General features: G+C 69.4%; 28 protein-coding genes. 13 read left to right on the plus strand and 15 right to left on the minus strand.

Annotated features, from left to right (window positions below; genetic code table 11):
• Entirely contained in the window at positions 1–723 is a 723-nt protein-coding gene (locus G7071_RS14615; RefSeq protein WP_166319953.1) for a peptidylprolyl isomerase, read from the minus strand.
• Positions 724–792: 69 nt separating this feature from the next.
• On the opposite strand from G7071_RS14615, the gene G7071_RS14620 reads away from it, so the two are divergent.
• Positions 793–1,791: a glycerophosphodiester phosphodiesterase family protein gene (locus G7071_RS14620; protein ID WP_166319955.1), complete on the plus strand. Its 999-nt coding sequence runs from the start codon at positions 793–795 to the stop codon at positions 1,789–1,791.
• Between the two features lie 14 nt (positions 1,792–1,805).
• Here the strand turns inward: G7071_RS14620 and arcC are convergent, their stop codons facing one another.
• Both arcC and G7071_RS14630 read right to left on the minus strand, forming a co-directional pair.
• Positions 1,806–2,738, minus strand: a complete 933-nt coding sequence (gene arcC / locus G7071_RS14625; protein ID WP_166319957.1) for a carbamate kinase — start codon at positions 2,736–2,738, stop codon at positions 1,806–1,808.
• Between the two features lie 59 nt (positions 2,739–2,797).
• A complete protein-coding gene (locus G7071_RS14630; RefSeq protein ID WP_166319959.1) occupies positions 2,798–3,376 on the minus strand; it encodes a hypothetical protein in 579 nt (192 codons plus the stop codon).
• Between the two features lie 98 nt (positions 3,377–3,474).
• On the opposite strand from G7071_RS14630, the gene G7071_RS14635 reads away from it, so the two are divergent.
• From G7071_RS14635 to G7071_RS14645, 3 genes are all read left to right on the plus strand, one after another.
• Positions 3,475–4,074, plus strand: coding sequence for a TetR/AcrR family transcriptional regulator (locus tag G7071_RS14635; protein ID WP_166319961.1), 600 nt, complete (start codon positions 3,475–3,477; stop codon positions 4,072–4,074).
• A gap of 214 nt (positions 4,075–4,288) precedes the next feature.
• Positions 4,289–6,427 (plus strand): SCO7613 C-terminal domain-containing membrane protein, encoded by a 2,139-nt coding sequence (locus G7071_RS14640; protein ID WP_166319963.1) that lies wholly within the window; start codon positions 4,289–4,291, stop codon positions 6,425–6,427.
• 173 nt (positions 6,428–6,600) lie between these two features.
• The gene (locus G7071_RS14645; RefSeq protein WP_166319965.1) at positions 6,601–7,773 is read left to right on the plus strand and encodes an MFS transporter; all 1,173 of its coding nucleotides are present in this window, start codon (positions 6,601–6,603) and stop codon (positions 7,771–7,773) included.
• Here G7071_RS14645 and G7071_RS14650 read toward each other — a convergent pair.
• Both G7071_RS14650 and G7071_RS14655 read right to left on the minus strand, forming a co-directional pair.
• Positions 7,721–8,527, minus strand: coding sequence for an alpha/beta fold hydrolase (locus G7071_RS14650; protein WP_166319967.1), 807 nt, complete (start codon positions 8,525–8,527; stop codon positions 7,721–7,723). The two genes, G7071_RS14645 and G7071_RS14650, sit on opposite strands and share 53 nt — an antisense overlap.
• The gene (locus G7071_RS14655) at positions 8,524–10,887 is read right to left on the minus strand and encodes an ATP-binding cassette domain-containing protein (protein ID WP_166319969.1); all 2,364 of its coding nucleotides are present in this window, start codon (positions 10,885–10,887) and stop codon (positions 8,524–8,526) included. Before G7071_RS14655 ends, G7071_RS14650 begins: the two co-directional genes overlap by 4 nt.
• Before the next feature lie 102 nt (positions 10,888–10,989).
• Here G7071_RS14655 and G7071_RS14660 point away from each other — a divergent pair, with 102 nt between their 5' ends.
• Both G7071_RS14660 and G7071_RS14665 read left to right on the plus strand, forming a co-directional pair.
• A complete protein-coding gene (locus tag G7071_RS14660) occupies positions 10,990–11,676 on the plus strand; it encodes an AzlC family ABC transporter permease (protein ID WP_166319971.1) in 687 nt (228 codons plus the stop codon).
• Positions 11,673–11,990: an AzlD domain-containing protein gene (locus tag G7071_RS14665; RefSeq protein WP_246210040.1), complete on the plus strand. Its 318-nt coding sequence runs from the start codon at positions 11,673–11,675 to the stop codon at positions 11,988–11,990. Before G7071_RS14660 ends, G7071_RS14665 begins: the two co-directional genes overlap by 4 nt.
• Before the next feature lie 4 nt (positions 11,991–11,994).
• Here G7071_RS14665 and G7071_RS14670 read toward each other — a convergent pair whose 3' ends face one another.
• From G7071_RS14670 to G7071_RS14680, 3 genes are read right to left on the minus strand one after another with little or no spacing between them, the layout of a single operon-like run.
• Complete coding sequence (locus tag G7071_RS14670) at positions 11,995–12,396, minus strand: arsenate reductase ArsC (protein WP_166319973.1); 402 nt, start codon at positions 12,394–12,396, stop codon at positions 11,995–11,997.
• The gene (gene arsB / locus G7071_RS14675) at positions 12,393–13,514 is read right to left on the minus strand and encodes an ACR3 family arsenite efflux transporter (protein WP_166319975.1); all 1,122 of its coding nucleotides are present in this window, start codon (positions 13,512–13,514) and stop codon (positions 12,393–12,395) included. The genes G7071_RS14670 and arsB overlap by 4 nt, the downstream gene beginning before the upstream one ends.
• Positions 13,514–13,882 carry an ArsR/SmtB family transcription factor gene (locus G7071_RS14680; RefSeq protein ID WP_246210041.1) on the minus strand — a complete coding sequence of 123 codons (369 nt, stop codon included), beginning with the start codon at positions 13,880–13,882 and terminating at the stop codon, positions 13,514–13,516. Before G7071_RS14680 ends, arsB begins: the two co-directional genes overlap by 1 nt.
• A gap of 220 nt (positions 13,883–14,102) precedes the next feature.
• Here G7071_RS14680 and G7071_RS14685 point away from each other — a divergent pair, with 220 nt between their 5' ends.
• Positions 14,103–14,249 carry a hypothetical protein gene (locus G7071_RS14685; protein ID WP_166319977.1) on the plus strand — a complete coding sequence of 49 codons (147 nt, stop codon included), beginning with the start codon at positions 14,103–14,105 and terminating at the stop codon, positions 14,247–14,249.
• A gap of 28 nt (positions 14,250–14,277) precedes the next feature.
• Here the strand turns inward: G7071_RS14685 and G7071_RS14690 are convergent, their stop codons facing one another.
• Positions 14,278–15,987, minus strand: a complete 1,710-nt coding sequence (locus tag G7071_RS14690) for an alkaline phosphatase D family protein (protein ID WP_166319979.1) — start codon at positions 15,985–15,987, stop codon at positions 14,278–14,280.
• Position 15,988: 1 nt separating this feature from the next.
• Entirely contained in the window at positions 15,989–17,005 is a 1,017-nt protein-coding gene (locus G7071_RS14695; protein WP_166319981.1) for a zinc-dependent alcohol dehydrogenase family protein, read from the minus strand.
• A 101-nt stretch (positions 17,006–17,106) separates the two neighbouring features.
• On the opposite strand from G7071_RS14695, the gene G7071_RS14700 reads away from it, so the two are divergent.
• The 6 genes from G7071_RS14700 to G7071_RS14720 all read left to right on the plus strand — a co-directional run bounded on the left by G7071_RS14700 (position 17,107) and on the right by G7071_RS14720 (position 22,191).
• The gene (locus tag G7071_RS14700; protein ID WP_166319983.1) at positions 17,107–18,633 is read left to right on the plus strand and encodes a helix-turn-helix domain-containing protein; all 1,527 of its coding nucleotides are present in this window, start codon (positions 17,107–17,109) and stop codon (positions 18,631–18,633) included.
• Position 18,634: 1 nt separating this feature from the next.
• Positions 18,635–19,444, plus strand: coding sequence for a GNAT family N-acetyltransferase (locus tag G7071_RS14705; protein WP_166319985.1), 810 nt, complete (start codon positions 18,635–18,637; stop codon positions 19,442–19,444).
• A gap of 18 nt (positions 19,445–19,462) precedes the next feature.
• Positions 19,463–20,248, plus strand: a complete 786-nt coding sequence (locus G7071_RS14710) for a glycerophosphodiester phosphodiesterase family protein (RefSeq protein ID WP_246210042.1) — start codon at positions 19,463–19,465, stop codon at positions 20,246–20,248.
• Entirely contained in the window at positions 20,245–20,616 is a 372-nt protein-coding gene (locus G7071_RS19400) for a hypothetical protein (RefSeq protein ID WP_246210043.1), read from the plus strand. Before G7071_RS14710 ends, G7071_RS19400 begins: the two co-directional genes overlap by 4 nt.
• Positions 20,532–21,620 (plus strand): MFS transporter, encoded by a 1,089-nt coding sequence (locus G7071_RS14715; protein WP_246210044.1) that lies wholly within the window; start codon positions 20,532–20,534, stop codon positions 21,618–21,620. Before G7071_RS19400 ends, G7071_RS14715 begins: the two co-directional genes overlap by 85 nt.
• A gap of 187 nt (positions 21,621–21,807) precedes the next feature.
• On the plus strand, positions 21,808–22,191 hold the full coding sequence (locus G7071_RS14720) for an RNA polymerase-binding protein RbpA (protein ID WP_166319987.1): 384 nt from the start codon (positions 21,808–21,810) through the stop codon (positions 22,189–22,191).
• 16 nt (positions 22,192–22,207) lie between these two features.
• On the opposite strand, the gene G7071_RS14725 is transcribed toward G7071_RS14720, so the two are convergent.
• The 5 genes from G7071_RS14725 to G7071_RS19405 all read right to left on the minus strand — a co-directional run bounded on the left by G7071_RS14725 (position 22,208) and on the right by G7071_RS19405 (position 26,199).
• Positions 22,208–22,687, minus strand: coding sequence for an FxsA family protein (locus tag G7071_RS14725; RefSeq protein WP_166319989.1), 480 nt, complete (start codon positions 22,685–22,687; stop codon positions 22,208–22,210).
• Positions 22,684–23,448 (minus strand): polyprenol monophosphomannose synthase, encoded by a 765-nt coding sequence (locus tag G7071_RS14730; RefSeq protein WP_425489398.1) that lies wholly within the window; start codon positions 23,446–23,448, stop codon positions 22,684–22,686. Before G7071_RS14730 ends, G7071_RS14725 begins: the two co-directional genes overlap by 4 nt.
• On the minus strand, positions 23,445–24,974 hold the full coding sequence (gene lnt / locus G7071_RS14735) for an apolipoprotein N-acyltransferase (protein WP_166319991.1): 1,530 nt from the start codon (positions 24,972–24,974) through the stop codon (positions 23,445–23,447). The genes G7071_RS14730 and lnt overlap by 4 nt, the downstream gene beginning before the upstream one ends.
• Positions 24,975–25,378: 404 nt before the next feature.
• The gene (gene kal, locus G7071_RS14740; RefSeq protein WP_166319993.1) at positions 25,379–25,777 is read right to left on the minus strand and encodes a 3-aminobutyryl-CoA ammonia lyase; all 399 of its coding nucleotides are present in this window, start codon (positions 25,775–25,777) and stop codon (positions 25,379–25,381) included.
• Positions 25,774–26,199: a cobalamin-dependent protein gene (locus G7071_RS19405; RefSeq protein WP_246210045.1), complete on the minus strand. Its 426-nt coding sequence runs from the start codon at positions 26,197–26,199 to the stop codon at positions 25,774–25,776. Before G7071_RS19405 ends, kal begins: the two co-directional genes overlap by 4 nt.
• Positions 26,200–26,330 lie beyond the last annotated feature (131 nt).

The raw sequence follows: 26,330 nt of genomic DNA on the forward strand, positions 1-26,330 counted from the left end.
TCAGCCGATCGTGACGCCGGTGATGTCGATCGGACCGGCGTTGGGGACGCCGCCGCCCGCGGGGTGCGAACCGTCGTCGCCCTTCTCCGCGGCCTTGGTCAGCAGGTCGAGCCCCTCGGGGTCGACCTGCCCGAACACGGTGTAGAGCGGGGTGAGCCCGGGGGAGTCGTTGAAGACGAAGAAGAACTGCGAGCCGTTGGTGTCCGCGCCTGCGTTGGCCATGGCGAGGGTGCCGGCGGTGTAGGTCTCCTCGCCGGTGAGCTCGTCGGCATAGGTGTAGCCGGGACCGCCTGCGCCAGTGCCCGACGGGTCGCCGCACTGGAGGATCCCGAAGTCGGGTGAGGTGGCCATGCGCGGGCAGGGGCTGTCATCGAAATAACCCTGCTCGGCCAGCGAGACGAAGGAGTTGACCGTGCAAGGGGCCGCTTCAGCATCCAGGGTGGCCGAGATCTCGCCGAGCGTCGTCTCGAAGACGATCGGCACCTCGCCCGACTCGGTCGGCTCGGTGGGCGGCAGCTCAGCCTCCTTGGCTGCCGGGGCTCCCTCGGTGTATTCGCACGCCCCGGCGGCATCCGGTCCGCTCTCCGGCGTCTCAGTCGTCAACTCGCTGGTCGACTCGCTGGACGAGGGATCGCTCGCTCGGTCGTCTCCTTCGTTGCCGCAGGCAGCGAGGGCGGACAGGCAGGCCAGGGTCGCCGAGACGGCGACGAGTCGCTTCAACATGGGGTCGATGGTAGGCGAGCGGGGTCTGAAGGCCTCGACGCTGCCCGCTGGTGCGCCTAGCGTGGAGTGATGCGACTCCGACTCGTGCTTGCCGGCGCACTCGCGCTCGCCCTCTTCGCACCCACCCAGCTGGCGCTCGCCGATCCACCCAGCCCGGCGGCCACGCCAGACTGGCAGGAGATGCGCGTCATGAACATGGCGCACTCCGGCGGCGAGGACGAAGCCCCGATGAACACGATGTATGCGTTCGAGCGGGCCGAACGCATCGGAGCCGACATGATCGAGCTCGACGTCCACTCCACCGCCGACGAGAAGCTCGTGGTGATCCACGACGCCACCGTCGACGACAGCACCAACGGCACGGGGCGGGTGGTCGACATGACCCTCGACGAGGTCAGGGAGCTCGACGCAGCGCACTGGTTCGTGCCGGGCCAGAGCACGGTGCACGGGTTGCCGGCGGCGGCATACCCGTTGCGCGGAGCGAGGTATGGCGACGTCAAGGTACCCGGCTACGAGCCCCGTGACTTCCGCGTCCCGACCCTCCGCGAAGTCTTCAAGGCGTTCCCCGACACGCCCATCAACATCGAGATCAAGGGCACCTCGGACGCTGACGTCCCCTCGTTCCTGCGGACCGGCCGGCTGCTGGCCGGCTTCCTCAACCGGTCCGGGCGAACCGACGTGATCGTCGCTTCGTTCAAGGACGAGGCCCTGGTCGACTTCCACCAACGGGCGCCACAGATCGGGCTGTCACCCGGCATGGCGACCCTGGCCGCCTACTTCCTGGCTGGGGTGAAGCCCATGGAGGGGACCGTCGCACTGCAGGTGCCGGTCAAGTTCCAGGGCATTCCCATCGCCACCCGCTCCTTCGTGGAGCGCGCCCACGCCGACGGCTTTGCCGTGCACGTGTGGTTCAGCGGTACGGCGCCCGACGACGCCGCGACCTACAACGCCATGATCGACACGTGTGCCGACGGGTTGATGCCCTCCAAGCCGACGGTGCTGGAGCAGGTCCTGACCGAGCGGGGGATCGAGCGGCCGGGGGAGCCGGGCGTCGACCCCTGCGAGTGATCCGACCGATCGGGTCACTCGCAGGAAGGTGGGTGGTCGCCCGATGCTGTGATCACGGTCCCGGCGTGGCCGCTCAGGATGTCGGCGGCGTCGAGCAGCGCGCCGATGGCAGCCACCCCACCCGTGTTCTCGACGAAGCTGCACGCAGCCTCGACCTTGGGTCCCATGGACCCCTGCGGGAAGTCCTCGGCGCGGAGCTCCGCCGGCGTGGCGCGGCTGATGCGCGCCTCCTGTGGGGTGCCGAAGTCTCGCATCACGCCCGCCACGTCGGTCAGCACGAGCAAGGCGTCCGCGTGCACAGCCTCCGCGAGCACGGCACTGGTGAGGTCCTTGTCCACGACTGCCTCGACTCCCCGGAGCCGGCCGTCCGGGTCGACGACCACCGGCACACCTCCGCCTCCGGCGCAGATGACCACGGAGCCGCTGTCCAGCAGGAGCCTGATCAAGCGTGTCTCGACGACGCGCTGCGGCAACGGGGACCCGACGACCCGACGCCAGTCGGCGCCGTCCGCCTTGACGACCCAGCCCCGCTCGGCGGCGAGGCGCGCCGCCTCGTCGCGCGTGTAGACCTCGCCCACGAACTTGGTGGGGTCGTCGAACGCCGGATCCGCGGCGTCGACAAGCGTCTGGTTGATGATGGCCGCCGCCTGGCGCTCCGGGACCTGGTTCTCCATCGCCTGGAGGAGCCAGTAGCCGATCATGCCCTGGGTCTGGGCGCCGAGGACGTCGAACGGGTAGGGGGTCGTCAGGTGTGGGTCGGAGGCGCTCTGGAGGGCGAGCACCCCGACCTGTGGACCGTTGCCGTGCGTGATCACCAGCTCGTGCTCACGCGCGATCGGCGCCAGGGCGGCCACTGCTCGGCGGACGTTCTCCTCCTGGAGCTCCGCGTCGGGTTTCTGCCCACGTTGCAGCAGGGCGTTCCCACCCAGGGCGACGACGATGCGCATGCCAGCCTCCAGGGGAGTGGTGTGGGTGTCCGGCTCTCGTGCGGCCCAGTCTGCACCGCTCAGGGCGTCGGGCGGTCCGTTCCCTTCCTGGCCCGACGGTCGATGGCGGCCAGCCAGCTGCGACGGATCAGACCGCTCGGGCCCCGGATGATCAGCCAGTAGCGACCGAAGACCCGGCGCGCGCGGTGGTCCGTGCCAGCGATCCGGGTCTCGGTCGTCACCTGCGTGGCGCCGCCGACGGCAGACACCTCCAGCGAGAAGGCGACCTTCACCGTGCCGGGGCCGCTGTGCGCCTCGAAGGCTGCGGGGTCGGCCAGGGGGAGGGGCGAGTTGTCGGAGGGCGACCAGAAACGACCAGCTCCTCCATAGACCACCGAGGCACGGCCGTCCTGGACCACGCTGTCGCGGCTGAGCTCGATGAAGCCCTCGCGCTCGAAGACCTCGAGGAACGAGGCACAGTCCGGTCCACGCCCGGGCAGGCGTCGTTCCTTCAGGACCCGGGGGAGCGACCGCAGCGCCATGAGAGGGCCGGCCACGCGGATCTCGCCTGGGGTGAGCGCGGTGGCTGCGGCCCAGACGAGGTCGATCGGCGCCTGCACCGTGCGGGTGTGCCGCTCGGTGAAGTGTGGCTCGGGCATCACCTTGTCGAGGGGGTGCTGGTCGTGCTGGCGGCGGAGCCTGAGGTGGTCATGAGCCGAGCATGGCACATTGTGCCATGTTCGGGTAGTGTCGGGCCATGGCAGGACGGGCTCGACGGCACGACACCGAGGAGCGGGTCGTCGCTGCGGCGCTGGAGCTCTTCGCCGAGCGCGGCTTCGGCCAGGTCACCATGGAGGAGATCGCCACTGCAGCCGACGTGTCTCGCCGTACGGTCTATCGACGGTTCCCGACCAAGGGGCACGTCGTGCTGGCCGTGCCGTTGCGCTGGCTCGACGTGTGGGACGAGGTCGTCGAGGCGGCGCCGGATGGGCAGCCCTTGACGGTGGTGGAGTCGGCCGCGCGAGCCGTGGCCGACTACATCGATGCCCATCGAGCGGACGTCCTGACGGCGTATGCCGCGTTGGCGGAGTCGCCGTCGCTCGAGTCAGCCGGAACCATTCACCACGAATGGATCAGTCGTATCGTCAGCCTGCTCGAGCGACAGAGTCAGCCTGTGTCGCCAACCACCCAACACGTCGTCGCCGGCGCCTACATGGGTGCCATCGACGCCATGCTGGCCCAGTGGGTCCGGGCCGGCGGCGATGGCCCGGTCCTGGCCGAGACGGAGTCGGCGCTCAGCCGCCTGCGAGCGGTGTGGCCGCCAGATGCTGGGGAGGGGTCCCAGGAAGAAGACTAACTGACATAATGTCAGTTATCGGCGTTAAGGTCGGACGGGTGGATTCCCACGCATCTGCCCCCAGGACTCCGCTGGTCAGACATTTCAGAACGCGGTGAGTGTGCCCGACTCGTCCACTGTGAGTACGACTACCGATGGTTTGTCTGCCGTGATGGCCCAAGATGAGCGCGTGTCGACTCCCGAGCCGTTCCCGTGTCCCCATTGCAAAGCCCCGGTGATCCCCGGCGCTCACGCCTGCCCCGCGTGCGGACTGCGTCTGACCGGGCCCGAGGCAGCGCGGCTGTGGCAGGTCCACCAGCACATCGCCGCTCTCACCGCAGAGGCCGACTCCCTGATTGCCGTGCTGCTGCGCCCGCCGTCGAAGGTGGGTCGCCCCGCACCTCATCCGTTCACACCGCCGGCCGCTCCCGCGGTGCCGCGCAAACAGCTCACCGGCCAGCAGATCCTGCTGGGGCTGGGCGCGCTGTTGTTGCTGTCGGGGGTGGCGTTCTTCCTGCTCGTGGTCTGGTTCCTGATCGGACTCGTCGGCCAGGCCGCGATCATGGTGGCGCTCACAGCGACCGCCGCGGGCAGCGCAGTCCTGGCCACCAGGCGCGGTCTTCCGGCTGCGGCAGAGACGGCTGGATCGATTGCGACGGGGCTGTTGGTGCTCGACCTTTGGGCCGCACACCGTCTGAACCTCGCTGGTCTCGGCGACCTGCCGGGTGACGCGTACTGGGCGGTGGCCGGCGTCCTCGGGGCCGCGCTGCTGATCGGGTTCGACCGCCTGGTCCCCCGCACGGTCGACGGCCAGCCTGCACGACGGATGGTGGTCTATCCACCCGCCGCGACCACCCTGCTCGCCGTGGCCGGCTGGTCCCTGCTCAGCGCCCTGGATCTCGAACCATTGGGCCTCGGTCTCGTCGCCCTGCTCCTCGCAGTGGTGAGCGGGGTGGGAGCAGTCGTCGTCGGCCGATCCAACCGGTGGGCGGCCGCTCCCCTGCTGCTGTTGTCTGTCACGACGGTCGCGGTGCACTTCCTGGCTGGCGCCTACGTCGGTTACGACCCCGACTCCTCCGGCGTGGAGCGCTACGCGGCGTTTGCCCTGCTGCTCGCGGTCCCTGCGATGGCGCTGGCTGCACCTCGGCTCCAGTCCGTGGCGACGGGGCGGTCGGAGTCGCCATACACCGGGCCGGACCTTCGGCTGCTGCCGATGATCGGCGTCGTGGCACTGCTGCCGGCGCTCGGAATCCCGGTGATCGACGCGCACCGCATCGTCGTGGTGCTGTTGGCGGTCCTGCTGGCGGCGGCCCTCTGCGCCCTGACGCTCCTGGGGCGTCCGCAGGCCCGGGCCCCCTGGTCCGACGCCGCTCTGCTCGTGGCGTGGGTCGCGCAACCGGCCTTGTTCCTGGTGGTGCTGTTGCTCGTCAACCTCGACTACTCGAGTGGTCAGGCGCTCCTGGCAGGCGAGGCCGCCGACGCGCCCTATTCGCTGTGGCTGCCGGTCCTGCCCGCCATCGCCTGGGCGACCTCTGCCGTCGTCGCAGCGGTCCGGGCCCGATCCGCCGCGTGGGTCGTCGTCGCCCAGGTGGCGGTGCTGTGCGTGCTGCTGACAGCCCTGCGCGACTCGCAGGAGTTCATCTGGGTGATGGTGGCCCTTCTGGCGTGCGCGGTGAGCTTCGTCCTGGCCGGGTTCGCCCGCACGCTCGCGGACTCGACCGAGTCCCGGCTCCTCGACTACAGCGCGATCGCGTTCGCCCTGCTCTATGGCGCGGGCGCGATCGTCTCGTCCCTCGAGGAGACGCGGTCGCTGCAGGCGGCGGCCTGGATCGCCGTCGGCGTGCTCACGATCGTCTATTCCGGTTCGCGAAACAGGCTGCCCTTCGCCTACCTCGGGTCGCTGCTGGTCAGCATCGGGACCTCGATCCTGCTGGACGAGCAGGGCATCACGACCATCGAGCTCTACACCGCTCCCCTGATGGCCCTCCTCGCTGCGATCGGCGTGGTGCAGCACGCGCGCAACCCGCACGCGCCGACCCTGCTGACCATGGGCCCGGCGCTCAGCGTCGCGCTCTTGCCGAGCCTGGCGGCGGCGTTGGATGGCGGGAGCGCCGTGAGGCTGGCCGGCGTGACGCTGGCGGCGATCGTCGTCCTCGCGATCGGTCTGCTGAAGGGCTGGCGCGCACCCGTGACCGTCGGCGGCGTGGCCTTGGTCGTCGTCGCGATCTATCAGGGTGGGCCCTACGTCGGCTACGTGCCCACGTGGGTGACGCTGGTCCTCGGTGGCACGCTGCTGCTCATCGGCGGCGTTGCCTGGGAGCGGGCGATCGCCGCGGGTCGGCGCTCACAGGCCTGGTATTCGGCCTTGCGCTGAGCCAGCGTTCCACATGTTGAGATCTGCATCTCAACATGTGGTTCCGCTGACAGTGTCGAGCCACGGCTCGAGGGGGTGCCGATGCCGTGCCGTGCGCGGCGACGCCAGCGCAGACGGACTGGCGCCGCAACCTGTGGATCGTCGCGGCCGGTTCGTTCGCCACCAACGTGGGGATGACGCTGCTCATCCCCTTCTTGCCGCTCTATGTGCGCGAGCTCGGGGTGATCTCGGACGCCGACGTCCTGCGGTGGTCGGGCATCGCGTTCGGTGCCACCTTCCTCACCGCGGCCCTCGCCGCTCCCCTGTGGGGGGCACTGGGCGACCGGTTCGGCCGCAAGCCCATGCTCATCCGCGCGAGCCTCGGCATGGCGGTGACCATGTCGCTGATCGGGTTCGCCCAGACCGTATGGCAGCTGGTGGCCCTCCGGCTCCTCGTGGGCCTGCTGGGCGGCTACAGCTCCGCCGCCACAATCCTCGTCGCCGCCCAGGCCCCCAAGGAGCGCACTGCCTGGGCCCTCGGCGTGCTCTCGTCCGGGATGCTGGCAGGCGCTGTCGCGGGACCGCTGTTGGGTGGGATCCTGCCCGGAGCAATCGGCATCCGCGCAACGTTCATGCTCACCGGCGCCCTGATCTTCTGCGCCTTCCTGGCGACGGCGTTGCTGCTCCACGGTGACGTCAAGCAAGGACCCCGGCCCCTGACCCGGTCAGCGAGCGGGCAGTCCAGCCCTAGCCCGGCCCACTCCGTGGTCGTCCTGCTGATCACGGCCAGCATGCTGATGTTCGCGACGATGGCGATCGAGCCGATCGTGGCGGCCTACGTCACGCAGATCAACGGTCCAGATCGCGCGATCGCATGGAGCGGTCTGGTGCTGGCGCTGGGTGCGACCGGATCGATCCTGTCGGCCCCGATCGTCGGCAGGATGGCGGATCGTGTCGGTCATCGTCGGGTCGTTGTCGGCTGCCTCGGGACGGCGGCGGTCTGCGTGCTGCTGCAGGGACACGTGGCCAACGCGGCACAGCTCGCGGCCACCCAGTTGGCGCTCGGGGTCTGCCTCGGTGGCCTGATGCCGTCGGTGACGGCCTCGATCCGTCACATCACGCCGCCGGACCGGCTGGGACGGACTCTTGGACTGGGTGTGTCCGCGCAATACGTCGGTCTCGTCCTGGGCCCGGTCACCGGTGGCTTCGTGGCGGCGCAGACCGGCTTCCGCAGCGTCTTCCTGGTCACCGCCCTGGTCCTGGTCCTGGCGGCGGCGTTGAACCTCGCCGAGGCGCGAAGCCGGCTCCCGCGGGCTAACGGACGTGCGGTCGCGCTCGGACCACGGTTGCGTCGATCAGCTCGATGATGTCCTCGGAAGCATCGACCATCGGCACGTGCCCGGCGCCGTCCAGCGTGACGTGGGTGGCGTCGGGGAACCGCGCTCGTGCGACGGCCGCCTGGCCGAAGGGGAGGATCAGGTCCCTGGTCCCCCACGCGACCGTCGTCGGGACGGAGACCGGCTGGTCGAACTGGTAGCGGATGCCCCGGCGGGCCACGTCCTCGAACGCGGTGCAGCGCTTGAGGGCCAGCGCGTCGCCATACGTCGTGTCGAAGTCGTGGCGCCCGGGGTGGCTGTAGAGCGTGCAGCCGATGAGGCGGCGGCCGAACGACGAGCGGGCCAGGGTGCGCAGCACGCGGTCCGGGGCCTTGCTCGTCAGGCGCAGGAGGCCGAGGAGGACGAGCGCCCGGACGGCGTCGAAGCGGCGGAAGAACCCCGCCGGGCTCAGGGCAGTGACCGACGAGACCAGGCCGCGCGAGGCGAGCTCCAGCGCGATGGCCCCACCGAGCGAGTTGCCCACCACGTGCGGGCGCTCGATGCCCCACTCGGCGAAGTTCTGCTCGAGGTTGTGGCAGGCGTTGTCCATGTCGTAGGGGACGCCTCGCGGGTATGGCGGTGACTCGCCGAAGCCGGCGAGGTCGACCGCGATGACGTCGTAGCGCTCGCTGAGGCGCTCGAAGACGGGATACCAGGCCTGCCGGCGGTGGCCGATGCCGTGGATCAGGACGAGGGGCTCCCCGGCCCCCTTGCGGTCATGGACGAGTCTCGAGAGTGGGGTCACAGTCGCTCAATGTATGCCGACAGGTGCTCGCCGGTCAGGGTCGACCGGTCCTCGACCAGCTCGGCCGGGGTGCCCTCGAAGACGACCCGGCCACCGTCGTGGCCGGCGCCGGGGCCGAGGTCGATGATCCAGTCGGCGTGCGCCATGACCGCCTGGTGGTGCTCGATGACGATCACCGACTTGCCGGACTCGACGAGCCGGTCGAGCAGCCCGAGCAGGTTCTCCACGTCGGCCAGGTGCAGACCGGTGGTCGGCTCGTCCAGGACGTAGATGTCTCCCTTCTCCGCCATCTGCGTCGCCAGCTTGAGCCGCTGGCGCTCACCGCCGGACAGGGTCGTCAGGGGTTGGCCGAGGCTGACGTAGCCGAGCCCGACGTCTGCGAGTCGGTCCAGGACCTTGTGGGCCGCCGGTGTCTTCGCATCGCCCTCGGCGAAGAACGCCGCCGCCTCGGTCACCGACATGGCCAGCACCTCCGCGATGTTCCTGCCCCCGAGGGTGAACTCCAGCACCGATGCCTGGAAGCGGCGGCCCTCGCACTCCTCGCAGGGCGACTCGACCGTTGCCATCACACCCAGCTCGGTGAAGATCACGCCGGCGCCGTTGCAGGACGGGCAGGCACCCTCCGAGTTGGAGCTGAACAGCGCGGGCTTGACCCCGTTGGCCTTCGCGAACGCCTTGCGGATCGGCTCCAGCAGTCCGGTGTATGTCGCTGGGTTGCTGCGCCGCGACCCCTTGATCGCGCCCTGGTCGACCACCACCACGCCGTCCTGGGGCGCCACCGAGCTGTGGATGAGCGAGCTCTTGCCCGAGCCGGCGACACCGGTGACGACGCAGAGAACGCCGAGCGGGACGTCGACGCTGACGTCCTGCAGGTTGTGGGTCGAGGCGTCCCGGACAGCGAGCTGACCCGACGGCTGCCGCACCGACTCCTTCAGCCGGGCCCGGTCGTCGAGGTGGCGGCCGGTGGTGGTGTCGCTCCCCCGCAACCCGTCGACCGAGCCCTCGAAGCAGACCTCGCCACCCGCCGTACCGGCTCCCGGCCCGAGGTCGACGACGTGGTCGGCGATCGCGATGGTCTCGGGCTTGTGCTCCACCACCAGGACGGTGTTGCCCTTGTCGCGGAGCTGGAGCAGCAGCTGGTTCATCCGCTCGATGTCGTGCGGGTGCAGCCCGATGGTGGGCTCGTCGAAGACGTAGGTGACGTCGGTCAGCGACGACCCGAGGTGCCGGATCATCTTGGTCCGCTGGGCCTCACCCCCGGACAGGGTGCCGGCCGGACGGTCGAGGGAGAGATAGCCCAGCCCGATCTCGACGAAGGAGTCGAGGAGGTGCTGCAGCCCCTTGAGGAGCGGGGCGACCGACGGCTCCTCGAGCTCGCGCACCCAGTCGGCCAGGTCGCTGATCTGCAGCTGGCACAGCTCGGCGATGTTCTGTCCCCTGATCCGCGACGAGAGCGCCTCCCTCGTCAGGCGGGTCCCCTCGCAGTCGGGGCAACGCTGGAAGGTCACCGCACGCTCGACGAACCGGCGCACGTGCGGCTGCATCGCCTCGGGGTCCTTGGACAGCATCGACTTCTGGATCTTGGGGATGATCCCCTCGAACGTCAGGTTGATGCCCTCGACCTTGATCTTGGTCGGCTCGGCGAACAGCATCGTGTCGAGCTGCTTGGCGGTGAACTTCTCGATCGGCTTGTCCATCGGCAGGCCCACGCCCTCGAAGAGCCGGCCGTACCATCCGTCCATCGAATAGCCCGGCACCGTCAGGGCGCCGTCGGCGAGCGACTTCTTGTCGTCGTACAACGCCGTCCGGTCGATGTCGCTGACGTTGCCCATCCCCTCGCAGCGCGGGCACATGCCGCCGAGGTAGACCTCCTGCTTGACGATGCTCTTCTCGACCCGGCCACCGGCCTTCTCGGTGGACATGACGCCGCTCGCCTTGCGGGTCGGCACGTTGAACGAGTAGGCCGTGGGCGGGCCGACATAGGGGTCGCCGAGCCGGCTGAAGAGGATCCGGAGCATCGCATGGGCGTCGGTCGCCGTGCCGACGGTCGAGCGCGGGTTGGCGCCCATCCGCTCCTGGTCGACGATGATCGCCGTGGTCAGGCCTTCGAGGTAGTCGACCTCGGGTCGGGCCAGGTTGGGCATGAAGCCCTGCACGAAGGCGCTGTAGGTCTCGTTGATCATCCGCTGCGACTCCGCGGCGATCGTGGCGAACACCAGCGAGCTCTTGCCGGAGCCGGAGACGCCGGTGAACACCGTCAGGCGCCGCTTCGGGATCTCGACGCTGACGTCCTTGAGGTTGTTCTCCCGCGCCCCCTGGACGCGGATCAGGTCGTGGCTGTCGGCGGCGTGCGTGCTCATGGTGCTCCCTCGTGGCAGGCGGGTCGACCAGCCGATCCTCTCGTGCGGACGGCCGGGGTGCCAACGAATCGGCTCCCCGACGAGTTCCTAGACTGAACCCTCGTGACGGACAGGGGCTCGGCGGAGGACGCGCGTACGACGTTTCGTCGCGGCCTGCGACTCGGAGTGCCGTTCGGTGCGATCAGCTTCCTGCTCAGCCTCTCCTTCGCCGTGCTCGCGCGACAAGCCGGCTTCAGCACGACCCAGGCCATCGTCACGTGCGCGATCGTGTTCGCGGGGTCGGCACAGTTCGCGATGCTCGCGGTCGTGGTGGCCGGCGGCGGCATCCCCGCCGCCTTGACGGCAGCCAGCCTGATGAACTCGCGGTTCCTGGCCATGGGCGTCGCCCTGGCGCCCTCCCTGCCCGGGGGGCCGCTCAAGCGGGCGCTGCAGGGCCAGGCCGTGGTCGACAGCTCGTGGGCGCTGGCCAACCGCGGCGACGGGACCTTCGATCGCTGGCTGCTCTTCGGCACGACCCTCCCGCAATACGTCACGTGGACGCTGGGCGCCGTCGTCGGCGCGGTGTTCGGTGACGCGCTCGGTGACACCCACCGTTTCGGCCTCGACGCCATCTATCCGACGTTCTTCCTGTCCATCCTCGTGGCCGAGCTCCGGGTCCCCGAGGCGCGTTGGGCAGCCGTGGGCGGAGGTCTCGTCGCGCTGGCGCTGGTGCCGCTCACTCCCCCGGGCATCCCGATCCTGGCAGCGAGCGCGGTGGCGCTGCTCGGACTGACGAGGAGGCGGCCGTGACCCTTTCCCACCCGGAGATCTGGGCCATGATCGTGGGCTGCGCCGTGCTGACGATCATGATCAAGGCGTTCGGGCCGGTCCTTCTCGGTGGTCGCGACCTTCCGCCCTGGTTCACCCGGGTGATCGTGCTGATGGCCCCGACCCTGCTGTGCGCCCTCGTCGTCACCTCGGTCCTGGCCGAGGGCCGTTCGTGGTCGGTGGGCGCGCACACGGTGGGGGTCGGCGTCGCGGCCGTGCTGCTCTGGCGCCGTCATTCGCTGGTGCTGGCGGTGGTCGTCGCCATGGCGGTGACAGCGGGGATCCGGGCCGTCTGATCGACTATGGCGCCAGGTCGGCCAGGAGCGCCCGGACGCGTTGGTCGATCTCGTCGCGGATGGCCCGGACGGCCTCCGGTCCCTTCCCGGAGGGATCGGTGAGCGCCCAGTCCTCGTAGCGCTTGCCGGGGAAGATCGGGCAGGCATCGCCACAACCCATGGTGATCACCACGTCAGAGGCTGCCACGTCCTCGGTGAGCAGCTTCTTGGGGAGCTCCCTCGAGATGTCGATGCCGACCTCTGCCATGACCTCGACGACAGCGGGGTTGACGCTGTCGGCGGGTGCGGAGCCAGCCGATCGGACGCTGACCCGGCCCTGACCGTGGTGCTCGAGCAGCGCGGCGGCCATCTGGGAGCGGCCCTGGTTGTGGACGCACACGAAGAGGACCTCGGGGACGGCGGTCATGCGGGCACCTCACTGTCGCGGTCGGTGGCGAAGAAGCGGCGTGCCCACAGGGCGACATAGACCAGTCCGACGAGGACCGGCACCTCGATGAGCGGTCCCACGACGCCGGCCAGCGCCTGCCCGGAGGTGACCCCGAAGACGCCGATGGCGACCGCGATGGCCAGCTCGAAGTTGTTCCCGGCGGCCGTGAACGAGAGCGTGGTGGTGCGCTCGTAGGTCATCCCGAGGCCCTTGCCGAGCGCGAACGACCCGGCCCACATGATGCCGAAGTAGGCCAGGAGGGGCAGGGCGATGCGCGCCACGTCCAGGGGCTGGCTCGTGATGGTGTCGCCCTGCAGGGCGAACAGGATGACGATCGTGAACAGCAAGCCGTAGAGCGCGGCCGGTCCGATCCTGGGCAGGAAGCGGTTCTCGTACCACTCACGGCCCTTGGTCTTCTCGCCATAGGTGCGCGTCAGGAACCCAGCCAGGAGCGGGATGCCGAGGAAGATCAGCACCGACTTGGCGATCTCCCACATCGACACGTCCAGGCCGCCGCCGGTCGCTCCGTCTCCGAGACCGAGCCAGCCGGGGAGGAGCTCGAGGTAGAAGTAGCCCAGGCCGGCGAAGGCGATGATCTGGAAGACCGAATTGATGGCGACGAGGATCGCGGCTGCTTCACGGTCACCGCACGCGAGGTCGTTCCAGATCAGGACCATGGCGATGCAGCGCGCCAGCCCGACGATGATGAGGCCGGTGCGGTATTCCGGCAGGTCCGGCAGCATGAGCCAGGCGAGGGCGAACATCAGGGCGGGGCCGACGATCCAGTTGAGGAAGATCGACGCGCCGAGGAGCCGCTTGTCGGCGGTGACGTGGCCGAGCTCGTCGTAGCGGACCTTGGCCAGCACGGGATACATCATCACCAGCAGGCCGATGGCGATCGGCAGCGAGACCGAACCGATCTCCACCGTGGCCAGGGCGTCGTCCAGTCCGGGGACGAACCTGCCGAGCAGCAGTCCGATGACCATGGCGGCGATGATCCACACGGGCAGGAACCGGTCGAGCGTGGAGAGACGCTGCAGGACCGCCGCGTCCTCGGGGTGGTCGGCGCGCGGGTGCTCGTGGACGACGTCACTCATCAGCAGGCCCCGGCAGTCGTCGTGGAGAAGAGACCCATCATCGCCTCCATGGCCGCCGGCTTGGCCTGGTAGTAGACCCAGACGCCCCGCTTCTCCCGGTCCAGCAGTCCGGCCTCGTGGAGGATCTTGAGGTGATGGCTGATGGTCGGCTGGGAGAGGTCGAAGGCTGGCGTCAGGTCGCACACGCATGCTTCGCCGCCCTCGTGCGAGAGCACCATCGACATCAGCCGGAGCCGGACCGGGTCGGCGATGGCCTTGAGCAGTGGGGCGACCCGGATGGCCTGCTCCTCGCTCATCGGCTCGCGGGCAAGGGGTGTGCAGCAAGCCAGCGCGTCGGCGCTCGGGTCAAGGAGGGATGAGTTCGACACCTGTCTATGTTCACACGTGTCGATGTCTTGTGCCAAGCGCCACCGGCGCAACTCTCCACGGCCAGATGATGAACGCGCAGCACCGACCGGGCAGACGGTCGTGGTCACAACGGGTGGTCCTGATGGTCAATCGACCCCGTTGATCGGGACTTCAACCACCGCGTACGCCAGACAGTGGCACGGTCGTCCCAAGGCAAGACCGACCGCGTAGGAGCGCATCATGTGGGACACCGTCACCACCAGCAACGAGCACCTCTCGCACGACCGGCCCTGCGTGGGTTGCGGTCACGGCCAGCACACCTACCTCCCGTGCTCGGACAGCTGCCAGTGCGCCCACGGCCGGATCCTGATCGGCAGCTCCCGCTAGACGACAGCTGGTCGCCCCTGACCGGCCACTAGTCCTGGAGCCGATAGTCGGCGACCTTCGTGAGCACCGGCGACGCATGGTCGCCGTCGACGACCTTGCCGCTGACCCACCACATCCGCAGCGTGGACGGCGAGAGCTCGAGGAACGCAAGGTTGTTGTCGAACCACGGCCCCTTGGCGTACTTCCAGGTGATCGGGCTCGTGGCCACCTTCGCCGAGCGCGACGCCAACCGCCCCAGCGGACCGGCCACCCCATAGCTGAGCACCGCGGTCGCGAACCGCATGCTGCGCGGCAGCGGGTTGCGGATCGGTGAGCAGACCGCCTGGATCAGTCGCCCCTGGAGCGCCCGACCTCGGCGGGACTCACGGCGAGCGAGTCGCGCCTCGCTCACATAGCTGTGGTGCACGTCGCCGGACAGGAACGTCACGCTGACCGGAGCGCGCCCCCGTCGGCCCTGCGACACCTCGATCGCCATGTCTGCCACCCGCTGGAACGAGTCCTGGAAGGCAGCCCAGTGCTCCAGGTCGACGAGCTGGCGTGTCCACTCGCCGAAGCGGGCGCCCCTAGGCCCCCAGGCACCCCCCGCCAGGGCCTCCCCCGCAGCCTCGAGGTGATGCAGGCCGCGGGCCAGCATGAAGGGGATCGAGGACGCCACGAGCAGGTGCTCGACGTCGCCGCGCATGTGCTCGTCGAGCCAGCCGAGCTCGGAAGGGTCGAGCAGCGCACGGTTCTCCGGGTCGAGCACCCGTGCGGCCCGGGAGTCGACCACGACCAGGCGCGCGTGGTCGCCGTACTCACGCGCATAGCTCCAGCGGTAGGTCTCGGGTTGCTGGTCCACCCGGTCGGCGAACTCGTCCAGCGCCTCGCTCAGGTCGAGCTCCTCGTCGCCGGTGTGCGCCAGCACGAGGCGCCAGATCTCGTCCTCGAGACGCTGGGTCGGCGACAGGTTGCCGAGGTGCTGATAGACCCAGTAGGACGCCAGGCCGGCCACGATCCGTCCGTGCCACCACGACGTCGCCTCCATGTCGTCGCGCCAGGACTGCGAGGTGTTCCAGTCGTCGCGGATGTCGTGGTCGTCGAAGATCATCGCGCTCGGCAGGGTGGAGAGCAGCCAGCGGTTGGTGGGGTCGGTCCAGGCCAGCTTGTAGAGGTGGGCGTATTCCTCGTAGTCCTTCAGCTCGGTCCACGGCGGCTGCTCGATGTCGCGACGTGAGCTGATGAAGTCGCGCATCTCGTCGGTCGTCTCGTCGGCATAGACCTGGTCGCCCAGGAACAGCACGAGGTCCGGCCACCGGGGCTCGGCCAGGTCGCTGTCGGACTCGTCGTCGGGCAGGGTCAGTCCTGCCATCCGCAGGGCGTAGGCACGAAGCGCGTCGACACCGTGGGTCGTATTGCCCTTCTCGTCGTGGGACACCGACGTGCGGCAGGAGCCGAAGGCCATCCTCAGCGGCTTGCCGGGCTCGAGGGTGGCGATCACGGGCGCCGGCAGCCCGGTGTCACGCGGCGGCCAGACGTGACTGTCGTCGATCGACACGGTGTAGGCCGCCTGCGAGGCCGGCTGGAGGTCCTCGAGCTCGACCAGGGCGTAGTGGTGCCCGTGCACCTCGAACGTCCGCGCCGACCAGGTCGACCCGTCGCGGGTCACGCTCACGCGCCCGCTCTCACTCGTCTCCACCCACACCGTCGCGGTCGTCTGGTCGACGTAGCGCAGCAGTGGGCCCGCCACCAGCGAGGTCATCTCACGGCTCCAGCAGCACCTTGATCGCACGCCGCTCGTCCATGGCGCGATAGCCCTCCGGCGCCTGGTCCAGCGGCAGGGTCAGGTCGAACACGAGGCCGGGGTTGATCCTGCCGCTCAGGGTGAGGTCGAGCAGCTCCGGGAGGTACTTGCGCACCGGCGCCATACCTCCGGCGAGCCCGATGTTCTTCTGGAACATCTTGCGGACCGGCAGCTCGACGTCGTGCGGTACGCCGACGAAGCCGACCGTGGCGCCCGGGCGTGCCACCGCGAAGGCGGTCCGGATCGCGTCGTTGGTCCCGACGCACTCGAGGACTGCGTCAGCGCCGACGCCGTCGGTGATCTCCGCCACCCGGGCCGACGCCTCCTTGCCGCGTTCGGCCACGACATGGGTGGCCCCGAACTGGCGGGCGATCGCTTGGCGGGGCTCGTGTCGCGACATCGCGATCACCCGCTCGGCCCCGAGCTGGACTGCCGCCAGCACCCCGCACAGTCCCACTGCACCGTCGCCGACGACGACCGCGGTGCCCCCGGGCCTGACGCCGGCCGTCACGGCGGCGTGCCACCCCGTCGCCATGACGTCGGAGAGGGTCAGCAACGAGGGAATCAGGTCCTTGTCCGGCATGCCGTCGGTCTTGACCAGCGACCCGTTGGCCTGGGTCACCAGCGCATATTCAGCCTGCCCGCTGGCGGTGAAGCCGAGGTTGACGCAGCCGGAGTGCATGCCTGCGACGCAGTGCACGCAGGTGTTGTCGCAGTGGTCGAAGGGCACGATCACGAAGTCGCCGGGCTTGAAGTCGCTCACCTCGGAGCCGACCTCTTCGACGACGCCGACGCACTCGTGGCCGATCGTGTCGCCGGGCGTGATGTCGTTGTGGCCGCGGTAGGGCCACAGGTCCGAGCCGCAGATGCAGCCGGCGGTCACCTTGACGATTGCGTCGGTGGGGGCGGTGATCGTGGGGTCGGCGACTTCTTCGACGCGGATGTCTCCGGGGGCATGGATGGTGGTTGCGCGCATGGTGGGATCCTTGCACGAGGACCGGTGACGGACGGTGGCTCGAGGGACTCGCCGCATCGAGGTTTCTGGCATTATCTCATATCTGAGATACCGTGCTTGGCATGGAAACGGACTACAAGGGTCGTATCGGGAACCTGATCCGCGATGCCCGCAAGCACCGTGGTCTGACCCAGCACCAGCTGGCAGAGCTGCTGGCCACCAGCCAGAGCGCGATCAACCGCATCGAGAAGGGGCACCAGAACCTCTCGCTGGAGATGCTGGCGCGCATCGGCGCTGCCCTCGACTCCGAGATCGTCGCCCTCGGCGCCGGCCCCACCCACCTGCGCGTGAACGGTCCCACGACCCTGTCGGGATCGATCGAGGTCAAGACCTCGAAGAACGCCGGGGTCGCCCTGCTCTGCGCCTCGCTGCTCAACCGGGGCCGCACGACCCTGCGCAAGGTGGCCCGGATCGAGGAGGTCAACAGACTGCTCGAGGTGCTCTCGTCCCTCGGGGTTCAGACGCGCTGGCTCAACGAGCAGAACGACCTCGAGATCATTCCGCCGGCCGAGCTCGACCTCGCCAACATCGACGAGGCCGCCGCCCGGCGCACCCGCTCGGTGATCATGTTCCTGGGCCCGCTGCTCCACCTCAACGAGAGCTTCGACCTCCCCTACGCGGGCGGCTGCAACCTCGGCACCCGCACGGTCGAGCCCCACATGTCCGCACTGCGCCCCTTCGGTCTCGACGTGAAGGCGACCGACGGCATGTATCACGCGCAGGTCAACCGCGCCGTCGAGCCGGAGCGGCCGATCGTGCTCACCGAGCGCGGCGACACCGTCACCGAGAACGCGCTGATGGCAGCCGCGCTCCACCCCGGCACCACGGTGATCCGCAACGCCTCGTCCAACTACATGGTCCAGGACCTCTGCTTCTACCTGCGCAAGCTCGGCGTCACGATCGAGGGTGTCGGCAGCACCACGCTGCGAGTGACCGGGCTCGAGCGCATCGACGTCGACGTGGACTACTCCCCCTCCGAAGACCCGATCGAGGCGATGTCGCTCCTGACGGCCGCCATCGTCACCAGGTCGTCGATCACCATCACGCGGGTGCCGATCGAGTTCCTCGAGATCGAGCTGGCGACCCTGGAGGAGATGGGCTTCGGCTATTCGCGGACCGACGAATATGTCGCCGCCAACGGCGCCACCCGTCTCGTCGACATCACGACGCACGCGAGCGACCTGACCGCGCCGCTCGACAAGATCCACCCGATGCCGTTCCCCGGTCTCAACATCGACAACCTGCCGTTCTTCGCCGCCATCGCCGCTGTCGCGGACGGCCAGACGCTGCTGCACGACTGGGTCTATGAGAACCGCGCCATCTATCTCACCGAGCTCAACAAACTGGGTGCGCAGGTCAAGCTGCTCGACCCGCACCGGGTGCTGGTGGAAGGCCCCACCCACTGGTCGGGCGCGGAGATCGTGTGTCCCCCGGCGTTGCGCCCAGCCGTGGTGATCCTGCTGGCGATGCTGGCGTCCAAGGGCACCTCGGTGCTGCGCTCGACCTACGTCATCCACCGCGGCTACGAGGACCTCGCCGAGCGTCTCAACCTCCTCGGCGCCAACATCGAGACGTTCCGAGACATCTGAGTTGAGGGTCTCGTCGGCCCTGCTCGCCGCCTACGACGCCCAGCTGCGGCGCGAGGCCGAGGTGCTGACGGCCACGGACGTCACCCTCGACGGCCCGCTGGTCCGGGCCCGCTTCCACCACAGCGGCTTCGTCACCTATCGAGACCTGGGCGGGCACAGCGGCGCCGATCTGGACGCGCTGATCGACCGCACGATCTCCTACTTCCGCGACGAGACCGATGTCGAGGACTTCGAGTGGAAGACGCGCGGTCACGACGTCCCCGGCGATCTGGGCGGGCGGCTCACGGCGGCCGGCCTGCGTGCCGAGGCGGAGGAGACGGTGATGGTCGGCGAGGCGGCTCTCCTCGCCGCGACAGCGGACCCGCCCCACGGCGTGTCGATCCGCAGGCTCGACCCCGGCTCCCCCGGCTTCGTCCACGACGTCCGACGCATGGAGGGCATGCAGGCCGCCGCGTTCGGCCCGGCCGCCGCGAGCGACGACCTGGTGGCCCGGCTCACGCATCCCGGCGGCCTGTGCGAGGCGTGGGTGGCCGAGGTCGGCGACGAGGTCGTCTGTGCCGGCCGGCTCGAGGTGGTCCCGGGCACCGAGTTCGCGGGTCTCTGGGGCGGTGCGACCGCGGAGCCGTGGCGGGGCAGGGGCATCTATCGCGCCCTGGTCGCCGTTCGCGCCGGGTCGGCTGTTCGCCTGGGAGCCCGCTATCTCCAGTCCGACTGCACGGAGATGTCGCGGCCGATCCTCGAGCGTGCGGGGCTGACCCGGGTCACGACCACGTCGCCATTTGTGTGGCGTCGCGACCACAGCGGCGGCTGAGGCCGCCATACTGCTGCCGTGAACACCCGGGGCTACCTCGAACACCACGGCGTGCTGGCGTTCGCCCACCGCGGTGGTGCCTACCATCCCGAGATCGAGGGCCTGGAGAACACGATGGCGGCCTTCCGGCACGCCGTCGCCCTCGGCTACACCTATCTCGAGACGGATGTGCACGTCACGAGCGACGGGGTGCTCCTCGCCTTCCACGACGACGTCCTCGACCGGGTCACCGACCGCACCGGCAACATCGCCGACACGACGTATGCCGAGGTGCAGGCCGCGCTGATCGGTGGCAGCGAGCGGGTGCCGACCCTGGCTGAGCTGTTCTCGGCATTCCCCGACGTGCGCATCAACATCGACATCAAGTCCGCGGGCGCGGTGCCTGCGCTGGTCGACTTCATCGCTGAGCACGACGCCTGGGACCGGGTGCTGGTCGGCTCGTTCTCGCAGCGCCGGCTCGCGGCGTTCCGCCGGCTGACCCGTCGGCGGGTGGCGACCTCGGCGCACCCGCTGGAGGTCGCCGCCTATGTGCTCAGCCCCAGCGCGAGGCTCGCGCGGGTGCTGACGCGCGGTCGTCCGGACGCCCTACAGATCCCCCATCGTCGCGGGCGGCTCCGGGTGGCCTCTGCTGGGGTGGTGCGCCGGGCCCACGCCAACGGCCTGCACGTGCACGTGTGGACGATCGACGACCCGGCGGAGATGTCAGAGCTGCTCGACCGTGGTGTCGACGGCCTGATCACCGATCGCACCGACATACTCATCGATGTGCTGCGAGCCCGCGGCCAATGGGAGGGGAACTCGTGACCGACACGAACGCCGCCGGGAGCACCGGCATCGCCAACCTGGAGCCGCTCGCACAGGCCAAGGACCAGAAGGCGTGGTACTGGTACGACTGGGCCAACAGCGCCTACGTCACCACCATCGGCACCGTGATGTTCGGGCCCTACTTCATCTCGCTGGCCGACAAGGCGGCCGAGAACGCAGGCGGCGACCGGGTGCCGGTGCTGGGGATGAACCTCGAGCCGGGCTCCATCTTCTTCTGGCTGATCACCGCGTCCACGATCATGGGCGCCTTCCTCCTGCCCCCTTGGGTGCGATCGCAGACCGCACCGCCAACAAGAAGCGCCTGCTCGGCATCTTCGCGTGGACCGGGGCGGCGTTCGCCGCGCTGATCTTCTTCGCCACCGGTGACAACTGGCACCTCGCCGCAGTCGGCATCGTCGGCGGCAACTTCTTCCTGGCCGCGTCGATGGTCGTCAACGACTCGATCCTGCCGCTCATCTCCGACGAGGACGATCGCGACCGGGTCTCGTCCCGCGGCTGGGCGATGGGCTATCTCGGCGGCGGTCTCCTGCTCCTGGTCAACCTGGTCGTCTTCACCATGCACGAGACCTTCGGTCTGACCGAGGGTCTGGCGGCGCGCCTGTGCATGCTCTCGGCCGCGATCTGGTGGGCCGGTTTCACCCTGATCCCGGTGCTGCGACTCAGCAACCACCCGCCGGCCGACGTCGTGCCGCAGAGCGGCAACGTGATCAAGCAGAGCTTCGGACAGCTCGGCGACACCCTGCGCGAGCTGCGCAACTACCCGATGGCGATCACGTTCCTGCTCGCCTATCTCTTCTTCAACGACGGCATCCAGACCGTCATCGGCGCCTCGGCGGTCTATGGCTCCGAGGAGCTCGGCCACTCGCAGACCATCCTGATCGCGACCATCCTGCTCGTGCAGTTCGTCGCCTTCGGCGGTGCGCTCCTCTTCGGACGCCTCGCGCACACGTACGGCGCCAAGCGGACGATCCTGGGCGGGTTGGTCATCTGGATGGTGATCGTCACGGCTGCGCTGTTCCTGCCGGAGAAGAACGTGCCGTTCTTCCTCGCCCTGGGGGTCGCGATCGGCGTCGTCCTCGGCGGCACCCAGGCCTTGGCCCGCTCCTACTTCTCGCTGCTGATCCCCCGTGGCAAGGAGGCTGAATACTTCAGCTTCTACCACGCCATGGACCGAGGAACCTCGTGGTTCGGGGCGGCCACCATGGCGATCATGCTGCAGTGGACCGGGTCCTATCGTCCCGCGATCTTCGCCCTGATCATCTTCTTCGCGTTGGGCGCCCTGCTCCTGACGCGCGTCGACACCGAGCGGGGCATCCGCGACGCCGGCAACGAGGTGCCGCAGGTCGTCTGAGAGGGCACCGCACCCACAGGGGTGAGCGAAATCTCGGGATTGCCCGAAACTTCGACCGCACCGCTACCGTTGTTGGAATAGAGGCGAAGGACGCCGGTCATCGGCGTCTGAGACAACCAGTCCCGTTCGTCTCGATTTCGCATCCACCCACCGGTGGATGAGGTCAGCAACACTTGGAGGTGGCGAGGTGGCGGAACGTACGCTACGCGGCGCAAGGCTCGGCGGCCAGAGCTTCGAGGACGAGCGAGGCATCGAGTTCGCGGCCCGGCAGCAGTCTGGATACCGCTGCGAGCAGGGCCACGAGTTCGAGATCACGATGTCCGTCGAGGCCGATGTGCCCGCGAACTGGGAGTGTCCGCGCTGTGGGGCGCAGGCACTCAGCACGGCCGGCATCCTGCCGGAGGAGAAGGCCGAGAAGCCTGCTCGAACCCACTGGGACATGCTCCTGGAACGGCGTTCGACGCAGGAGCTCGAGGACATCCTCAAGGAGCGGCTCGACCTGCTCCGTGGCGGTCAGATCGGTCCGGCGCACCTGCACCGGGCCAATGCCAAGAAGCGCAAGGTCTCCTGACCGGGGCCCTGGGCTCCTAGTCGACCACTTCGCCCTCCACCACGGATCCCCCAGGATCCGGGTGGGGGCGTCGTGCATTTCCGGGGACACGACCCTGGGCACCCGTCCGCCCGCCCACCAGACGGTCGGCGAGGACCCTGGTGAGGAGTCGACGAGCCACGGGGCGCGTGACGGGCAGGATCAGCAGGATCCCGAACACGTCGGTCACGAAACCCGGGGTGAGCATCAGCGTCCCGCCGACCAGGATGAGCGCGCCGTCGGCCAGCTCGCGACTCGGCATACGGCCCGACTGCAGTGACGTCCGCAGGGCTGTCCACGCGCGGCCCCCCTCCCGTCGGATCAGCCACGCGCCGAAGACGCTGTCGGCCACCAGGAGCAGGATCGTCCACCACGGCCCGATGACCTGCCCGACCTGGATGAGGGCGAAGATCTCCACCAGCGGGACGACGACGAACGCCACGACCAGCAGCCATGCCGGAAACCTGCGTCGACTCATCCGCGCCGCCTGCGCTGGTCCAGGACGCCCCTCAGTCGCTTGCGTCGCTCGTGGAGGCCCCACATGGTGATCTTCTTCAGCGACTCGCTCGCCACCTGGCCACTCATCTTGGAGTCCCCTCGCTCCCGCTCGATGAACTCGATCGGCACCTCGACGACGTGCAGCCCGGCCATGATCGTGCGGTAGGCCAGGTCGGTCTGGAACACATATCCGCTCGACTTCACGCTCGGCAGGTCGATCTTCTCCAGGGTCGGACGCCGGAACAGGCGGAACCCCGCCGTCGCGTCCTTGATGCCCATTCCCAGCAGCAGCCGGACATAGAGGTTGCCGCCGCGGGAGAGAAGCTCGCGCCCCTTGGGCCAGTTGACGACCGCGCCCCCGGGCACGTAGCGCGATCCGATCACCAGATCGGCGTCGGCGAGGGCTGCCATCAACCGGTGCAGCTGCTCGGGCTGGTGCGAGCCGTCAGCGTCCATCTCCCCGATCACGTCGTAACCGTGCTCGAGGGCGACGGCGAAGCCGTGGAGGTAGGCCGCGCCGAGGCCCTGCTTGGCCGTGCGGTGGACGACCTTGACCTGCGGATCGGCGGCGGCGAGCCGGTCGGCGATGTCGCCCGTGCCGTCCGGCGAGTTGTCGTCGACGACCAGGATGTCGACCCCGGGCTGCGCTGATCGCAGGCGCCCCACGATCAGCTCGAGGTTGGCGGCCTCGTTGTAGGTCGGGACGACCATCACGATCCGTCCCAGCTCGGTTGGGCTCACCGGTCTCCCCTCAGGTGTGTTCGGTCTCGGGTCGGTCGCTTGCCCGACCACGTGGGCGAACCTTGTCGACGATACGTGACCAGGATGAAGGTGAGACAGAGGATGGACATGAAGACGATGACGCGTCCCGGCCATGCTCCCATCGCCACCGCCGGTGTCAGGTCATCGGCCAGGGCGACCTCACCCTGCAGGACGGCTCGGGTCCGCGGGGGTGCCGACTCCAGGACCTTCCCGTCGGGGGCGATGATCCCGGAGACGCCGTTGATGGCCGCGACCACGACATAGCGCCCGGTCTCGATGGCACGCAGGCGGCTGATCTCGAACTGCTGGTCGATCTGCGCGGTGTTGATGAACATCGCGTTGCTGGTCTGCACGGTGACCAGCTGGCCGCCGCCCGCCACCTGGCCGTGGATGACGTCGTCGTAGGACACGTCGAAGCAGATCGCGTCGGCGACCAGGGCACCGGCCGCACGCAGCGGCTCCAGGCTGGTGCCGCGCGCCATGTCCCGCGGGATCAGGGCGAGCTGGCCGTAGGAGTCGGGGATGAACGAACCGCGGAACGGGATGTATTCGCCGTACGGCACGGGGTGCCGCTTGGTGTAGCGGTCTCCCCCGCCGGTCTGGGGCTGCCAGACGATGCCCTGGTTGAGCACCTCCTTCTCGCGCGGCGAGTCGACCATGCCGCCCACCAGGATCGGCACCCCGATGGCATCAGAGGCCCGGGTGATGTGCGAGTTGGCCTCCGCGTCGAGGAACGGGTCGACGGCGGTGGAGTTCTCCGACCACACGACCAGGTCGACGCCGTCGCCGGACTCAGCCAGGTCGACGGTGGCGTCGGCGAAGGCACGGGTGATCTCGCGGTGGTGGGCCAGGACGTCGGTGCCGTCCCCCGGCACGTCGGCCTGCACCGCTGCGACGTCGAGCCGCTCCTCGTGCGCGATGTCGAGGTCGAGCGCCATGGGCAGCCCGCAGGCCGCCACCAGCGCCGCCACCGCCGCGGCCGCCGGGATCCGGTTGCGCAGCCGGCTGGTGACCAGCCAGGCCGCAGTCGTGCCGGTCAGGGCGATGAGCAGGCTGGTGCCGGTCATGCCGAGCCAGGGCAGTCCGGCCGCCCACACCGTGTCGGCACTGCCGAAGGACAACCGCCCCCAGGTGAGCCCTCCGAAGGGCCAGGCCCCGCGCCAGGTCTCGACGGAGACCCACAGGAGGGCCGACCACACGGGCCAGGCAGGCAGCCGAGCGACCGCGGCCAGGCCGAGCCCCAGGGGGATGAAGTAGAGCGACTGCACGCCGGCCAGGGCAACCCACGCGTCGACGCCGACCGCTCGCAGCCACCACAGCAGGGCGCCGAAGAACGCGAGCCCGAAGGTCCAGCTCGGCAGCCACGCGCGGCGCAGTGAGGTCCCGCGCACGCTGAGGGCCAGGACCGCCACCCCCAACGGCAGTGCGGCTGCGAAACCGACCGGCGCGAACCCCGTCGACAGCACGAGGCCGCCGAGAACGGCGGCGAGGCAGCGGACCAGCACGGGCACAAACTAGCCTCAGACACCTGACTTGCAGTGGACGGGAGGGTCGCACACCCTTCGGACCAACCCGACGTCGCGCTGGCTGCGGACGGCAGGAAGTTGTCTACGGAGCCTGCGCCCCTCCCGTGTCCGCCCACGTGGAGCGAACCGACCTCCGTGGACCGGTTCGGCTCAGATGCTGGCTTCACACCTTCCGATCCGCCACTCGGACGTCGGTCCGCCCGGCACGTTCTGCACGGGTGGACTCCGGAACCTTCGTCGCCGCGAGCCCTGGTGTCAACACGTCGCTGACCTGCGGAAACGGGTGTTCTGGCTGGTCAGCGCAGCGTCCGCTCCGCACAACGAGTGGGCAAATTGTCGAGAGAGCGGCGTGTCGTCGCGAGACACGCCGGGAGCGGTCTTCGTCAGGGGGCGGCAGCGGGCACGACCACGGTTCCGGTGGCTGTCGTGGCGACGATGGCCGGCTCCAGGATCGTGGCGGCACCGGGTGCCTCAGGGGTGGGCGCACCTCGGCCGACCACCCTCACCTCGAAGTCGATGACCCGGCTGCGGGTGCCCGCTCGGACCAGGGTCGCGGTGACCTCCAGGAGGTCCCCTGCCCGGACAGGGGCCTTGAACTGCACGTCGGAATAGGACGCGAAAAGTCCCTCGTCTCCGTCGAGACGGATGCAGAGCTCGGTGGCGACGTCGCCGAAGAGCCCGAGCGAGTAGGCGCCGTCCACGAGGTTGCCGGCGTAGTGGGTGTGGCTGTACGGCACGTAGCGGCGGTGCGTGATCGCCGTACCGACACGAGAGTCGTTCATGACGCCGTCCTGTCCTGGGGGGCTGCGGTGAGGCGGTGGACGAGGAACGAAGCGACCTCGCCGGGGGTCGTGCCGCGACTGAACACCCGGTCCACGCCCAGGTCGGCAGCCATGCTCTCGTCGAACCGGGGGCCCCCGACCACGAGGAGCGGTCGCTTGGCGGCAGGGTAGGACTCGCGGAAGGCAGCCGACATCTCGCGGGTGTTGAGCAGGTGGGCGTCGCGCTGGGTGACGACCTGGGAGACCAGGACGGCGTCGGCCTTCTCCGCGCGAGCAGCCGCCACCAGCTCGGGCACCGACACCTGGGCGCCGAGGTTGACGACCTTGACCTCGCGGTAGTACTCCAGCCCCTTCTCCCCGCGAACCCCTTGATGTTCAAGATCGCGTCGATGCCGACGGTGTGGGCGTCGGTGCCGATGCACCCGCCCACGACCACCAGCCGGCGGCGCATGGCCCGCTTGATCGCCGCGTTGGCCTCCTTGGGCGTCAGCAGGGGGTAGTCGCGCTCGACGACCTCGACCTTGCTGGTGTCCACGAGGTGGTTGACGCGACC

This window comes from Nocardioides piscis, assembly GCF_011300215.1.
GTDB classification, from domain to species: Bacteria; Actinomycetota; Actinomycetes; order Propionibacteriales; family Nocardioidaceae; genus Nocardioides; species Nocardioides piscis.